Genomic DNA, 13,783 nt, shown 5'->3' on the forward strand with positions numbered 1-13,783 from the left:
GGGTTACCACCAATACTTGCCAAAGTTTTCCGGGTTTGCCCAAAACCTGGCGTTTAGCCAGTCGGGTACTTGTTTGTATTCGCGCAAGTCGTAAGTAAAGAGCGTCAGGACTTGCTCGTCACGCTGAAACCTCTCATTGCTTTGTAAAGCAAGGGCGTAAAAGTCGGTTTCTTTCCAATTGCAGGCTGTGAGATCCGCCAGCACGGCAATGCGACTGGCATTGAGGTTGCGAATGCCGCCCAGCAATTGCAGCCCGCTGTTTTTGGGCAGGTGCTCCAGGCAGTCGATCACCAGTGCCAGGTCAAAGCGTTGCGCTGCCAGGTCTTCGGGCAACGGGCCAGGCGCTGCTCGGGCCACCTGCGCGCCGGGGTGCGCAGCCTCGAAGGCGGCCAGTGCCGGGAAACTGCTGGCCCCGACCACGAGCAGGCGTTGTGGCGCATAACGATCCAGCAAGGCCGCCAGCGCTTGCTGGGGTGTACGTGTAGAAATACCGGGCGTCATCGAAGGTCCTCACTTAGAGCGTCCAAGACTAGCCTGCGCAAGCCGCGCGGCCTAGTGGGCTGTTGCCGCTACTGTCACTTTGCTGGCGCATACCCTGAGCGCAGTCTTTACTTTGCCTTGCATCGGCCAAACGCCGACCCTCAGGAGAGACCCTTTTATGAGCATCATAAGAACAGCAGTACCTCTGGTTGTTCTCACCGGCGTATTAACGGGCTGTGCCGGGTTGCAAAAAACTGACTGGCCCACCTGTGCTGCAGTCGGCGGTGTGGGCGGGGCGGCCTTGGGTGCAATAAAAAGCTCGGCCTGGGCGGGGGGTGGTGCCGTATTCGGTGCGGGCATGGCCGCGGCTTACTGTTGGGTACACGGTGACGGCGATGCGGATGGCGACGGTGTTCCGGACAGTCGCGACAAGTGCCCTGATACGCCCCAAGGCGTGAAAGTCGATGCTGCGGGCTGCCCGATTGTGGCCGTGGTGGTGGTTGAAGAAGTGGTGGTCGTCAAGCAAGAGGCTATTGTAGTACGTGATGTGAATTTCGAATTCAACTCTGCCCGGTTGACTGCGGCGGACAAGGAAAAGCTCAATATCATAGCCGCGCGCCTGAAAAAAGACGCCGCCAACGCCCAGTTGAAGGTCACAGGGTATACCGACAGTGTGGGCAATGAGGCCTACAACCTGAAACTGTCCAAGGCACGGGCGCAGTTGGTGGTTGAGTACTTGATCGACAGCGGTGTACCGCGCAGTCAGTTTGTTTCCGTGGAGGGAGCCGGTGAGTCGAACCCTGTGGCCAGCAATCAGACCCCTGAGGGCCGCGCCCAAAACAGACGTACCGAGATTCTGATCATTCGTTAACCCTTGGTATCGCCGCGGTTTTGCCCGGGCCAGTCGAAGTTGCGGCGAATCTTTTTATGACGGTCTATGGCGTCCTGCTTGTACAAGCCGTTAATGTGCGCCAAAGAACATGCTAAAGGCGGATGTATGAGGGTGCTTTGGGGGCTGGGTAAAGCATTGACACTGATAGTTTGGGCCTTGGTGCTGAGTAATCTGTACCAGCCCTTGGTCTACCCGTTCGATGTGCTGATCAACCTTGTTGGCAGCCTGTTGGTGCTGACCCATGGGCTTGAGGTGCTCTTGTTCAAAGGTCGCCTGCAAGGCCGCCGCCATCCCTGGCGTGATCGCCTGTTGATTCTTGTGTTTGGAATTTTTCACGCACATACCCTTCCTGCCTCCCGCGAACGAGATTCCAGCCATGCGTAAGTTATGTTTCTTGGCTGCCTTGTGCAGCCCTTTTGCTCAGGCCGAGGTCGTCTCGGTCGAGGCCAACTCGATGATGCGCCTGCCCGCTAACGTCAGTGTATTGCGCCTGGAAAAGCTTGATGTTGCTGACTACGGGACGTTATTGATTCCAGCGGGGATCACCCAGGTCGATATCGACCAACTGCAGCTGGGTCGTGAAGCACGCATCACTATCGTTCCTGCCGAGCACGGCATCGCGCTGCGGGTGGCGCGTGCCGAACTGGGCGAGGGCAGCCAGATCAATGCCCGTGGCGCCACCGGTACTTTTGAAAAGCCTGCGCGGCCAGCCCGGGACCTGAGCCTGCGAATTGAGTCACTGCAAGCGCCGCAACTGTCCATTGATGCCCGTGGCGGTACGGGAGCGCCGGGTTTTGCCGGGCTTGATGGCGGTAATGGCGAAGAGCCAGGCTGTACTTGGGGCGCGGCGGGCTCCGGAGCCAATGGCGACAATGGAGGTAACGGGCAACCGGGTGCGGCCGGCGGGCAGGTGCGGGTTGAGCTGCCGCGTGACTACCCGGCCGAACAAGTCCGTGTGCGGGTTGACGGCGGTACGGGCGGCAAGCCCGGCGAGGCCGGACGGGCTGGCGCAGGCGGCAAAGCCAAGGGCTGTGTGGTGTATCGCACCGATGGCGGCAAGTCCGGCAAGCCGGGCCTGGCCGGGCAGCCGGGGGAAGCGGGTACGGCAGGTGCTGTGACTATCCAGCAGTTGTAGGAACTTGTGTAGCCGCTAATGAGCGCAGCGAGGCTGCGAAAAGGTCCGGAGGACCTTCAAAAGGCCGGGGCCGCTGCGCAGCCCATCGCAGCCTCGCTTCGCTCCTCAGCGGCTAAAGGAGATATTTCAGTTTCAAAAAGTCGGCCGAGCCGCCGCAATTGCCACCAACACCAGCCCCACAATCAGATTGCACCCCACCAGCCGGCGAATTTTTCCCATTACCGCTGCCCCGTCAGCCCAAGCCTGGGCTTCGACAGCCTTGCGCAACTCAGGCAACTGCAGCGATTGAATGCGGATAAACAACGCCACCATCACGATGTACAAGCCCATCATGATCTGCACATAGCGCGGCGCCGTTTCAAAACCGTTGAAGCGCATTTGCAGAAGACCTACACCGCTTATCGGCAAAATCACCACTGCGATCCACACCCATACAAAAAAACGTTGGAACACTTCTACCCACAGCTTTAACCGTACCGGGCCTTCAAGGGCCGTGACAGCCGCCGGGCGCAGGATCATCCAGGCGAAAAACATGCCGCCCACCCAGATCAGGGCGGCCAGTACATGCAGGCTGTAGGCGAGGGCAAAGGCGGTCATTGGGGTACTCCGTTCGGCGCGGGATGAATTAGCGGGGTATGATAGCGGTCATTCGAACCACTGAAAATTTATCCAGCGTTTCTTGCGCCCGAAGAACCATGATTAGTACCGAACTCAAAACTCAGATCCAGGGCGCTTACTCGCGTTTTCTCGAATCCAAGAGCCTCAAGCCGCGTTACGGTCAGCGTCTGATGATCGCTGAAGTGGCCAAGGTGCTGGGCGATATCGACACCGACGAAGAAAACCACCGCAGTGGCGACCCGGCTGTGGTCGCCGTAGAAGCGGGCACCGGTACCGGCAAAACCGTGGCTTACTGCCTGGCCGCCATTCCTGTGGCCAAGGCCGCGGGCAAGCGCCTGGTGGTTGCCACGGCAACGGTCGCCCTGCAGGAGCAGATCGTCTACAAGGACCTCCCGGACCTGATGCGCAACAGCGGGCTGAACTTCAGCTTTGCCCTGGCCAAGGGCCGTGGCCGCTATATGTGCCTGTCCAAGCTCGACATGCTGCTGCAAGAGGGCCACGCGCAAACCGCGACGGCGCAGCTGTTCGAGGAAGAAGGCTTCAAGATCGAAGTCGATGAGGCCAGCCAGAAGCTGTTCACCAGCATGATCGAAAAGCTGGCCGGCAATAAGTGGGACGGCGACCGCGACAGCTGGCCCCAGGCCCTTGAAGACCAGGACTGGGCGCGCCTGACCACCGATCACAGCCAGTGCACCAACCGTCATTGCCCCAACTTCGGCCAGTGCGCTTTCTACAAGGCCCGGGAAGGCATGAGCAAGGTGGACGTGATCGTCACCAACCACGACATGGTGCTCGCCGACCTCGCGTTGGGGGGTGGCGCGGTATTGCCTGACCCCCGTGACACGGTCTATGTGTTTGACGAAGGCCATCACCTGCCGGACAAGGCCATTGGCCATTTTGCCCACTACACCCGTTTGCGCTCCACCGCCGACTGGCTGGAGCAAACCGCCAAGAACCTTACCAAACTGTTGGCCCAACACCCGTTGCCCGGCGACCTGGGGCGTTTGCTGGAGCAAGTGCCGGAGCTGGCCAAAGAAATCAAGGCCCAGCAACAGTTCATGTTCACTGCCTGCGAGCAGATCGCCGACTTTAAAGTCGGCGAAGAGCCCGAGGGTCGCGAGCGTCCGCGCCATCGCTTTATTGGCGGCCTGATTCCCGATCACATGCGTGAAATGGGCATCGAGTTGAAAAAAGGATTCTCGCGTCTGACCGACTTGTTCACCCGCCTGACCGAGATTCTCAAGGACGGCATGGATGGCGAGGTCAATATCGGCATCACCAGCAACCAGGCCGAGGAATGGTACCCGCTGTTTGGCAGCCTGCTGTCCCGGGCTCAGGGTAACTGGGAGCTATGGACCGCGTTCACCGTCGAGGACCCTGAAGACAACCCGCCCATGGCGCGCTGGCTGACCCTGGCGGAAAGCGGTTCGCTGTTTGATATCGAGGTCAACGCCAGCCCCATCCTGGCCGCCGAGATGCTGCGTCGCAACCTGTGGAACGTGGCCTATGGGGTACTCGTGACCTCCGCCACCCTGACAGCACTGGGCACCTTCGACCGTTTCCGCATGCGTGCCGGTCTGCCCAAAACAGCCGTGACAGCGGTGGTGCCCAGCCCTTTCCATCATGCTGATGCCGGTGTGTTGCGAGTGCCTGACCTCAAAGCCGACCCCCGTGACGCTACGGCTCATACGGCGGCGATCATTCGTGACTTGCCCGCGCTGGTCGAAGGCTCGCGGGGCACGCTGGTGCTGTTTTCATCACGCAAGCAGATGCAGGACGTATTCGACGGCCTGGAGCGCGACTGGCGCAAGCAAGTGTTTATCCAGGGTAACCTGTCCAAACAGGAAACCCTCAACAAGCACAAGGCGCGGGTCGATGGCGGGGACTCCAGTGTGTTGTTTGGCCTGGCCAGTTTTGCCGAAGGCGTGGATTTGCCTGGTGCCTACTGCGAGCACGTGGTGATCGCCAAAATACCGTTTTCGGTTCCCGATGATCCGGTCGAAGCGGCCCTGGCCGAGTGGATCGAGGCCCGGGGTGGCAACCCCTTCATGGAGATATCCGTGCCTGATGCCTCGCTCAAGCTGGTTCAGGCTTGCGGGCGTTTGCTGCGTACCGAACAGGATCGCGGCACCATCACCTTGCTGGACCGGCGCCTGGTCACCCAGCGCTATGGCAAGGCGATTCTGAATGCACTGCCGCCGTTCAGGCGCGAAATTTCTTAAGCGCGGGTCGGCGTTATCGTCGACTTTGCTGTCTATGCTTTGACTTTCACCACCTCACAGGCCGTTTTTCGGCCGTTTGGGAGAACCAGATCCATATGATTCGCCGTTCGCTGTCTGCTGTTTTTGCGTTGCTGGTCACGACTCCGCTGTTGGCGGCGCCTGCTGGCCAACAAACCCTGTTCAATTTCGTTCGCCCTGCCGATGTGGTGCAAGTGGCGACTACGGATGCGATCTTGCCGCAATACAATGCGGAGCAAACAGCCGAAGGCGAAGTGCTGCGCCGCGTCACCTTCAACCCGGCCGTCGCGCCCAGCCTGCGTTTGACTCCGCAAACCGGGGTATGGGACTGGTCGCAGTCGGGGATGATGACCCTGCGCATCCAGAACGCCATGAACTGGGCACTTACGCTGGACGTGACCGTGCAAAGCAGCAACGGCAAAACCCTGACCAGCCGTGTCGACCTGCCTGCCGGCCCGGCGCAAACCCTGTTGTTGCCGCTAAAAGCCAATTCTCCACACAGCCAGGGCATGCGCGCCGGCCCACCGATGCCGATGACGCTGGATGGCCAGCGCATTCTGCTGGCCAGTAGCCAGGGTGAAATCGATCTGAGCCAGGTGGTGTCGGTAAGTCTGTCGATTGCGCAACCGAACGTCGCGCAGAGCATTCTGCTGGAGCGCTTCGGCGTGCAGGACGGCACAGGCGTAATCAAGGCCGTGTACGGCGCGATCGTCGACGGCTACGGCCAGTCGACCCGCGCCAAATGGCCGGAGCGTGTTGCCAATGACGAACAGCTCAAGGCCGCCGCCGCAAAAGAACAGCAGCAACTCAAAGGCTGGCTGGCCGGGCGTGCCGATCAGGACAAGTACGGCGGCTGGCTGAAGGGCGCGGGGTTTGAGGCGACCGGGTTTTTCCGCACAGAAAAGCGCAATGGCCGCTGGAACCTGATCACCCCTGAAGGTCACCCGTTTTACTCGCTGGGCCTAAATGCCGTAACGGCCAACGACAGCCAGACCTATGTTGCCGGCCGTGAGTGGATGTTTACCGATTTGCCCCATGATGGCACTCCTCTGGCCAGTTTTTACGGCAAGGCGAACAACAACAGCGGCAACGCCTCGACCCAGGGCAGGGGCTTTGACGCCGGGCGCTGGTACAACTTTTATGCCGCCAACCTGCAGCGCATCTACGGTGAACCCTGCGTAACGGCTAAAACTGAACCGGATAGCGCACCGGTGAGCCCTTGTGCACCTCCAGCCTTCGATGCCAAGCGTTGGCAGGCCCGCACCCTGGATCGCCTGCAAGCCTGGGGCTTCAACACCATCGGCAACTGGAGCGACCCCGAACTGGGCCTCAACGATCGCGTGCCCTACACCCTGCCGCTGTCGATTGTGGGGGACTACACCAGCATCAGTACCGGCACCGACTGGTGGGGCGGCATGCCCGACCCGTTTGACCCGCGCTTTGCCATGGCCACCGAGCGCGCCGTGGCCATTGCCGCTCGCGATCATCGCGATGATCCCTGGTTGATCGGTTACTTTGCCGACAACGAACTGGCCTGGGCCGGTCCGGGTAATGACCCGAAATCCCGTTATGCATTGGCCCTGGGCACTTTGCGCATGACCACGGATGTACCCGCCAAGCGGGCCTTCCTCAAGCAGCTGCGTGACAAATACCGCAACCAGCAGGGTCTTTCCAAGGCCTGGGGTATTGAAATTCCGGCCTGGGAGCTGATGGAGGACCCGGGTTTTGAAGGGCCTTTGCCCAACGCCGAGCACCCGCAAATCGAGGCGGATTATCAGTATTTCCAGAAAGTCTTTGCTGACACCTACTTCAAGACCATTTCCGACTCGCTCAAATGGCATGCTCCAAACCACTTGCTGCTCGGCGGACGGTTTGCCGTCAGTACGCCAGAGGCCGTGGCGTCCTGTGCCAAATACTGCGATGTACTGAGCTTCAACTTCTACACCCTGCAACCGCAAGACGGCTATGACTTCGGCAAACTGCGCGAACTGGACAAGCCGGTAATGATCACCGAGTTCAACTTCGGCTCCCGTGACCGTGGCCCGTTCTGGGGCGGCGTCACTGAAGTGGCCAACGAAGAAGCCCGTGGCCCGGCTTACAGCAAGTTCCTCAAACAGGCGGTGGCAGAACCGTCGATTGTTGGCGTGCACTGGTTCCAGTACCTGGACCAGCCGGTGACAGGCCGCTTGCTCGACGGCGAAAACGGCCACTTTGGCATGATCGGTATCACCGATTTGCCGTTTACCGGTTTTGTCGACAGCGTGCGCAAGGCCAACCTGCAGGCCCTTGGCCAGTTGGGCCAGGAGGCCGCCAAGGCCCAGGCTGAAGCCGAAAAAGCCGTCAAGGCGCCTGTGCATGCAACCGATGATGGCAGCGGCGGACGCTCTGGCGCGGGGCATGCCGGTGGGCACTCGGGCAAGGGGCACTGATTTTTCCTGCCCGATGGGCGGCGATGTATCTCGTCGCCCAGTAGGGGTTTCTTCCTTTTCAATTCCCACTTTAAAACTAAGGTCTTGCATTCCAACTGAATGGAGACTTCGAAATGGAAGCGAAAGGGAAGTGTGCAAGTGGGTTCGAAGCCGTTCAGGAAGCCTTTGAGGCGATCTTCGATGATCCTCAGGAGCGAGGAGCCGGTGTTTGTGTGCAGGTGGGCGGCGAAACCGTTGTCGACTTATGGGCGGGTGTGGCGGATCTGGAGGGCGAGCAGCCCTGGAACCACGACACATTGGTCAACACCTATTGTTGTATCAAACCCTTCACCGCCATCGCGGCACTGATGCTGGTGGAAGAGGGCAAGCTCGAGCTGGATCAGACGGTTGCCCACTATTGGCCGGAGTTTTCCCAGGGCGGCAAGGAGCGCATCACCTTGCGCCAGGTGTTGTGCCATACCTCAGGTATCCCGGCGCTGCGTTTGCCCAGCCGCACGCCCATTATGTACGACTGGGATGCAATGGCCGAAGTCGTCGCGGCAGAACCCTTGTGGTGGGAACCGGGAACCAGTGTCGGTTATGGCGCCACCACCTATGGCTGGATCCTTGGCGAGCTGGTTCGACGGGCCGATGGTCGCGACCCCTGTACCTTTATCCACGAGCGAATCTGCGAGCCCAACGATCTTGAAGTTCATATGGGCGTTGATGCCGAGCACTTTCACCGCATTGCCTTTTTCGAGCGCGCTGAAGGGCGAACGGGTGATAACTACGCCCAGGACTTGCGTGCCGTGATGGTCAGTGAGCCTGAGCATGTCGCGACCCTTGCATTTACCAATCCCGCCATGGGATCACGGCAAACGGCTGACCCGCGCTGGTGGGCCTATCGCCATCCCGGCGTAAATGCCCACGGTACCGCCCATGGCCTGGCCGGGTTTTACAGTGCGCTGCTGGGCGGGCGCCTGGTGGGGCCTGAGCTGCTCGCAGAGTTCACCCGCGAGCACAGTAACGATATGGACCGCACGCTGCTGCGGCCCATGCGTTATGGCCTGGGTTGCATGATGGAGCAGCCGGCGGACCCGGGAGCCTCCCATCGGATGGGGCCAAAGGCATTCGGGCATGTGGGGCTGGGCGGGCCAATCTCCTTTGCCGACCCTGAGCGGGAGGTGAGCTTCGGCTTTGTCACCACCACCATGGGCAGCCATGTGCTGATGGACCCGCGGGTGCAGAAGCTTGCGCCTTTGGTCTACGCCGCGCTGTAGACACACCCTAAGTAGCAGCTGCCGAAGGAACGAGGCTGCGTTCGGCGGCAAAGCCGTCGCGAAATCAGACCCTGCGGTATGTCAGTTATACCCGCAAGTCAGGTTTTACGACGGCTGCGCCGCCGGACGCAGCCTCGCTCCGCGAGTCAGCTGCGACGAGATTTTTGCCATGGGTGTTTTGCCTTTTTTCACAAAAAAAACACGCCCTTGCTGATACTTTGCCCGCCGACTCAACAGCGCACAAAAATTGTGTGCTCAGAGCGCTTTGCTCTGTTTCAAAATCTTACTGGTGCTGGAACAATGCACGCCTTGTAGAGCCATGCTTGATCCAGGAGGTCCGGGTGCAGATTCAGGGTTTTCACGACCTTAACTTCGAAGCAGTACGCGAGGCGTTTGCCGATCTTTTCAATGATCCGCAAGAGCGCGGCGCGGCGTTGTGCATCCAGATCGGTGGCGAAACCGTTCTCGACCTGTGGGCCGGTACCGCTGACAAGGACGGCGAGCAGCCGTGGCACACAGACACCATTGCCAATCTGTTTTCGTGCACTAAACCTTTTACCGCTGTCACGGCGTTGCAACTGGTCGAAGAGGGCAAGCTGGAGCTGGATGTGCCAGTGGCCCGCTATTGGCCCGAGTTCGCTGCTGCCGGCAAAGAGTCCATCACGTTGCGTCAGCTCCTGAGCCATCGCGCGGGTTTGCCGGCCTTGCGCGAATTGATGCCGGCCGAGGCGCTGTATGAATGGCAAACCATGGTCGATGCACTGGCCGCCGAAACCCCCTGGTGGACGCCGGGCGAAGGGCACGGCTATGCCGCGATCACCTATGGCTGGCTGGTGGGCGAGCTGATTCGCCGCGCCGATGGCCGCAGTGCGGGCCAGTCAATCATGGCGCGGACGGCCAGGCCGCTGGGGCTGGACTTCCATGTCGGGCTGGGTGACGAAGAGTTTTACCGGGTGGCTCATGTTGCCCGCAGCAAGGGCAATATGGGGGATGCGGCTGCGCAGCGCCTGTTGAAGGCCATGATGAATGAGCCTTCATCCATGAGTACGCGGGCATTCACCAATCCACCGTCTATTATGACAAGTACCAACAAACCCGAATGGCGCCGAATGGAGCAGCCAGCGGCCAATGGGCATGGTAATGCCCGTAGCCTGGCCGGTTTTTATAGCGGTTTGCTGGACGGCAGCCTGCTTGAAGCCGAAATGCTGGAGCAACTGACCCGCGAGCACAGCGTCGGCGAGGATAAAACCTTGCGCACGCAAACCCGTTTTGGGCTGGGGTGCATGCTGGATCAGCCAACCGTACCCAACGCGACGTTTGGCCTTGGGCCAAAAGCTTTCGGTCATCCCGGGGCTGGGGGATCGACCGGCTTTGCCGACCCGGATCGCGAGGTGGCCTTTGGATTTGTGACCAATACCCTAGGGCCCAATATATTGATGGATCCCAGGGCGCAAAAACTGGTTAGAGTACTGGCTGAGTGCCTGTAAGCAGGATTTGTAGGCCACAGGTCGGAACTCGGTAGCTTTTCTGTTTTCAATACGTTTTTTATAGTGGGCTTAGTGCCTCTTTAATTCTTAATTCATTGTGTGGATATTCAATGTCATCTAATAAGACCCTCGCTCTGGCTCTTTGCCTGGCTATTACCGGTTGCGCACAAACTCCACAGAATGACGCCGAAGGTGGCCACAAATGGTGGCAGTTGGGCTCGTCCGACCAGGCGTCGACTCCTGCGGATAAAACTGCAACTGTTGCGGCCAAGCCAGCAGACAGCAAAACAACGCCACCGGTAACCAAAACTGCCACCGCCCCAGCGGTCGCAGCCAAAGACAGCGGTTCCAGCTGGTGGCCTTTTGGCTCTGACTCGGCGAAAAAAGACACCCCGGTTGAAAAGGACAAAAAAGTAGCCGTCACCGCCGCGCCTGCCTCTGCAGCAGCCTCTTCGAAAAACTGGTGGTGGCCGTTTGATAGCGATGCCAAAGACGCCAAAACTTCGCCGGTTGGCGTGATCCCGATGCCGGATCCGAAAATTACCCAGGCCTGGCTGGACGAATATGAGCCTCGTCTGCGTACTGCAATCAAGGACACCAACCTGCAACTGGAGCGTCGCGAGAATCTGCTGATTATCGTGGCTTCAGCTGACAGTTCGTTCAAGGCCACCCGCCCGGACTTGCTGATGCCGTCCATGCTTGGCCCGTTTACCCGAGTGGCCAAAGTGGTTGAAGGCGACCCAAAAACCGCCGTGCTGGTGCTGGGGCATGCCGACTCTTCGGGCGCAATGGCGGCCAATACCCGTCTGAGCCTGGACCGTGCCAAATCGGTGGCAGCGATCTTCCGTATGAGCGGTTTGCAAGGTAACCGCCTGACCTTGCGTGGCATGGGTTCGGTGATGCCTCGCGCAGCCAACGACAGCAACGAAGGTCGCGCCCTGAACCGTCGGGTTGAAATCCTGATGACCCCGCAAGCCACCATGGTTGCCCTGGTCAGCAAATACAGCCAGCCAGTCCTCACCCCGGCCGAGCTGGTTGCGGTTCAGCCAGCTGTTGCTCCTTCTGTGGCCAAAAAGAATGCAGCACCGGCCAAGAAAGGCGTCGTAGCCAAAAAGGCTGCACCGGCCAAAAAAGCGGCCAAGCCAGCGCCAGCAAAAAAGCCGGTTGTCGCTAAAGCCAAAGCTGTTGCGGACAAGAAAGTTGCCGCCAACGATCAGGCCAAGAACTGACTGATTCAAGGAAGGATGGGGGCATGACTCAAGCACTGGCGGATATGCGACGTGACTACACCCGTGACGGGCTGGCCGAGGCTCAGGCCCCGGCCGAGCCTTTCGCGCTGTTTCATCAGTGGTTCGGCGATGCGGTGAAAACCGAGCAGCCACCGGTCGAGGCCAATGCCATGACCCTGGCCACGGTGGACGCCCGCGGGCGGCCGCATTGTCGGGTGTTGTTGCTCAAGGGGCTGGATGAACAGGGTTTTACCTTTTTCACCAACTACACCAGTGCCAAGGGCCAGCAGTTGGCCGAGCGCCCGTTCGCGGCCATGACCTTTTTCTGGCCAACCCTTGAGCGTCAGGTACGCATCGAGGGTCAGGTGGTCAAGGTCACTGCGCAAGAGTCCGATGCCTACTATCAGGTTCGCCCCCTGGGCAGCCGGATCGGGGCCTGGGCCTCGCCGCAAAGCCAGGTGATTGCTGATCGCGATGAACTGGTCGAGCTGCTCAAAGCCACCGAGGCGCGCTTCAGTGACAGCCAGCCCCATTGCCCCGAGCACTGGGGCGGTTATCGCTTGCTGCCCGAGCGCATCGAGTTCTGGCAGGGGCGCCCGAGTCGCCTGCACGATCGCCTCAACTATCGGCGTGAGGGGGCAGACTGGGTGCGTGAGCGCCTGGCACCCTGAAGGCACCCTCTACAGCAAGGCGCGCAATGCAAACCGGCTATTTCGCGCTACTCTTTGCGAAGTCTTGTGTGGGCAAACAGCGCTATTGTTACTGTACAGACGCTGAATAAAGCCCTTTTATCCGCCCTGTGCCGTGACAGGTTACCGGCTGCGGAGTTTAATGAATCCCTGTTATTTTGGAGTTGATCCCATGCGTAAGTCCGTTCTGTTGGTTGCAGCATTCTCTACCATGACTGTTTTGTTGGGCGGCTGCACATCGAGCTTGACCGGCGACACCTACTCGCGCGACGAAGCCCGACGTGTACAGACCGTTCGTATGGGCACCATCGTTGCCCTGCGTCCTGTGCAAATTGAAGGCACCAAGACCCCGATCGGCGCTGCGACTGGCGCTATCGTGGGTGGTGTAGGCGGCAGCGCCATCGGTGGCGGTCGTGGCAGCATCGTCACCGCAGTGATCGGCGCCGTGGCCGGTGGTTTGCTGGGCTCGGCAGCCGAGTCGGGCCTGACCAAGACCCAGGGTGTGGAAATCACCGTGCGTGAAGACGACGGCAGCACCCGTGCTTACGTTCAGCAGGTTGAGCCTAACCAGGTATTCCGTACCGGTGAGCGCGTGCGCATCATGACCGTTGACGGTACCAGCCGCGTTACCCAGTAAAACGGGCGACAGCGTAAAAACAAAACCCCGGCCAGTGCGAACTGGCCGGGGTTTTTTATGGCTGTAAAGTAGCTCAGGACGAGTGCTTGAATGCCTGCTCGGCCCCAGAAAGCGTTATGGCGATATGGTCCAGCAAGCGTTCTGCCGTGTACTTGGGCATACAGCTGAAGGCCATCACCACCGCCAGCCCCAGTGTCAGGGCAGGTCGAGGGACGTGACTGACGTTGTACTGCCTGAGGCTGAACACAAATACGCAGGCGGCGACCGAGCCTATCAGCGCTCCGGCGATAGCTTCCGGCAAAGGGTGGATGGTGAGGGCGACGTAGTTGATGGCGAACCACCAGGTCGCCAGCAACCCGACCCCGAGTGCAGGCCAGCGCAAGCGCTGATCAAGCTGTTGGCACAGCAGGTTGAGCAACACGGTGAAGACCAGGCAAGCATTCATGGCGTGGCCGCTGAATACGGCAATGCCCAGGTCATGCAGGCCAACGCCCCAGCCCTTGAACAGGATCTTGCTGACGCCCACCACCAGGTAGGCAGTCACCAGCACGCCCAACCACAGCAAAGCGATTTTTCTGGATGCGCCCAGCCATAACCAGGCAGCAATCACCAGCGCTGCCGGGAACATCACGGTGATGCCGGCGTATTGCACAATCTGCATTTTATCGACCACGTTTCTCTCTTTTGG

The 13,783-nt window shown here is 59.8% G+C and carries 13 protein-coding genes; 10 read left to right on the forward strand and 3 right to left on the reverse strand.

The genetic code is table 11. The features are described from left to right. Positions 1 to 3: 3 nt before the first annotated feature. Entirely contained in the window at positions 4 to 501 is a 498-nt protein-coding gene (locus FHL07_RS04615) for a DUF6231 family protein (RefSeq protein ID WP_095019457.1), read from the reverse strand. A 157-nt stretch (positions 502 to 658) separates the two neighbouring features. On the opposite strand from FHL07_RS04615, the gene FHL07_RS04620 reads away from it, so the two are divergent. The 3 genes from FHL07_RS04620 to FHL07_RS04630 all read left to right on the forward strand — a co-directional run bounded on the left by FHL07_RS04620 (position 659) and on the right by FHL07_RS04630 (position 2,507). Further along, a complete protein-coding gene (locus FHL07_RS04620) occupies positions 659 to 1,351 on the forward strand; it encodes an OmpA family protein (protein WP_138738159.1) in 693 nt (230 codons plus the stop codon). Positions 1,352 to 1,477: 126 nt separating this feature from the next. Then, positions 1,478 to 1,756: a DUF1145 domain-containing protein gene (locus tag FHL07_RS04625; protein WP_095019456.1), complete on the forward strand. Its 279-nt coding sequence runs from the start codon at positions 1,478 to 1,480 to the stop codon at positions 1,754 to 1,756. Further along, positions 1,749 to 2,507 (forward strand): collagen-like protein, encoded by a 759-nt coding sequence (locus FHL07_RS04630; RefSeq protein ID WP_138738160.1) that lies wholly within the window; start codon positions 1,749 to 1,751, stop codon positions 2,505 to 2,507. Before FHL07_RS04625 ends, FHL07_RS04630 begins: the two co-directional genes overlap by 8 nt. A 132-nt stretch (positions 2,508 to 2,639) precedes the next feature. Here the strand turns inward: FHL07_RS04630 and FHL07_RS04635 are convergent, their stop codons facing one another. Next, entirely contained in the window at positions 2,640 to 3,104 is a 465-nt protein-coding gene (locus tag FHL07_RS04635; protein WP_095019454.1) for a CopD family protein, read from the reverse strand. Between the two features lie 98 nt (positions 3,105 to 3,202). Between FHL07_RS04635 and dinG the strand changes: the two genes are divergently transcribed. The 7 genes from dinG (at position 3,203) to FHL07_RS04670 (ending at position 13,095) form a co-directional block, all read left to right on the forward strand. Further along, positions 3,203 to 5,347, forward strand: a complete 2,145-nt coding sequence (gene dinG, locus FHL07_RS04640) for an ATP-dependent DNA helicase DinG (protein ID WP_095002975.1) — start codon at positions 3,203 to 3,205, stop codon at positions 5,345 to 5,347. 95 nt (positions 5,348 to 5,442) lie between these two features. Then, on the forward strand, positions 5,443 to 7,794 hold the full coding sequence (locus tag FHL07_RS04645; protein WP_130871909.1) for a beta-galactosidase: 2,352 nt from the start codon (positions 5,443 to 5,445) through the stop codon (positions 7,792 to 7,794). Positions 7,795 to 7,907: 113 nt separating this feature from the next. Continuing rightward, positions 7,908 to 9,053 carry a serine hydrolase domain-containing protein gene (locus tag FHL07_RS04650; protein WP_095002977.1) on the forward strand — a complete coding sequence of 382 codons (1,146 nt, stop codon included), beginning with the start codon at positions 7,908 to 7,910 and terminating at the stop codon, positions 9,051 to 9,053. Positions 9,054 to 9,394: 341 nt separating this feature from the next. Continuing rightward, positions 9,395 to 10,540, forward strand: a complete 1,146-nt coding sequence (locus tag FHL07_RS04655; protein ID WP_095002978.1) for a serine hydrolase domain-containing protein — start codon at positions 9,395 to 9,397, stop codon at positions 10,538 to 10,540. A gap of 110 nt (positions 10,541 to 10,650) precedes the next feature. Further along, positions 10,651 to 11,769, forward strand: a complete 1,119-nt coding sequence (locus FHL07_RS04660) for an OmpA family protein (protein WP_095002979.1) — start codon at positions 10,651 to 10,653, stop codon at positions 11,767 to 11,769. A gap of 23 nt (positions 11,770 to 11,792) precedes the next feature. Then, positions 11,793 to 12,440, forward strand: coding sequence for a pyridoxamine 5'-phosphate oxidase (gene pdxH, locus FHL07_RS04665; RefSeq protein ID WP_095002980.1), 648 nt, complete (start codon positions 11,793 to 11,795; stop codon positions 12,438 to 12,440). A gap of 190 nt (positions 12,441 to 12,630) precedes the next feature. Beyond that, a complete protein-coding gene (locus FHL07_RS04670) occupies positions 12,631 to 13,095 on the forward strand; it encodes a glycine zipper 2TM domain-containing protein (RefSeq protein WP_095002981.1) in 465 nt (154 codons plus the stop codon). 73 nt (positions 13,096 to 13,168) lie between these two features. Here FHL07_RS04670 and FHL07_RS04675 read toward each other — a convergent pair whose 3' ends face one another. Then, positions 13,169 to 13,768 carry a hypothetical protein gene (locus FHL07_RS04675; protein WP_095002982.1) on the reverse strand — a complete coding sequence of 200 codons (600 nt, stop codon included), beginning with the start codon at positions 13,766 to 13,768 and terminating at the stop codon, positions 13,169 to 13,171. Positions 13,769 to 13,783 lie beyond the last annotated feature (15 nt).

Source organism: Pseudomonas sp. FSL W7-0098, assembly GCF_005930585.1.
Taxonomy (GTDB): domain Bacteria; phylum Pseudomonadota; class Gammaproteobacteria; order Pseudomonadales; family Pseudomonadaceae; genus Aquipseudomonas; species Aquipseudomonas bubulae.

Coding starts and splice junctions, on each gene's coding strand:
- dinG (WP_095002975.1), top strand. CDS start 3,203: ATGATTAGTACCGAACTCAAAACTCAGATCCAGGGCGCTTACTCGCGT.
- FHL07_RS04645 (WP_130871909.1), top strand. CDS start 5,443: ATGATTCGCCGTTCGCTGTCTGCTGTTTTTGCGTTGCTGGTCACGACT.
- FHL07_RS04630 (WP_138738160.1), top strand. CDS start 1,749: ATGCGTAAGTTATGTTTCTTGGCTGCCTTGTGCAGCCCTTTTGCTCAG.
- FHL07_RS04615 (WP_095019457.1), bottom strand. CDS start 501: ATGACGCCCGGTATTTCTACACGTACACCCCAGCAAGCGCTGGCGGCC.
- FHL07_RS04650 (WP_095002977.1), top strand. CDS start 7,908: ATGGAAGCGAAAGGGAAGTGTGCAAGTGGGTTCGAAGCCGTTCAGGAA.
- FHL07_RS04620 (WP_138738159.1), top strand. CDS start 659: ATGAGCATCATAAGAACAGCAGTACCTCTGGTTGTTCTCACCGGCGTA.
- pdxH (WP_095002980.1), top strand. CDS start 11,793: ATGACTCAAGCACTGGCGGATATGCGACGTGACTACACCCGTGACGGG.
- FHL07_RS04625 (WP_095019456.1), top strand. CDS start 1,478: ATGAGGGTGCTTTGGGGGCTGGGTAAAGCATTGACACTGATAGTTTGG.
- FHL07_RS04670 (WP_095002981.1), top strand. CDS start 12,631: ATGCGTAAGTCCGTTCTGTTGGTTGCAGCATTCTCTACCATGACTGTT.
- FHL07_RS04635 (WP_095019454.1), bottom strand. CDS start 3,104: ATGACCGCCTTTGCCCTCGCCTACAGCCTGCATGTACTGGCCGCCCTG.
- FHL07_RS04660 (WP_095002979.1), top strand. CDS start 10,651: ATGTCATCTAATAAGACCCTCGCTCTGGCTCTTTGCCTGGCTATTACC.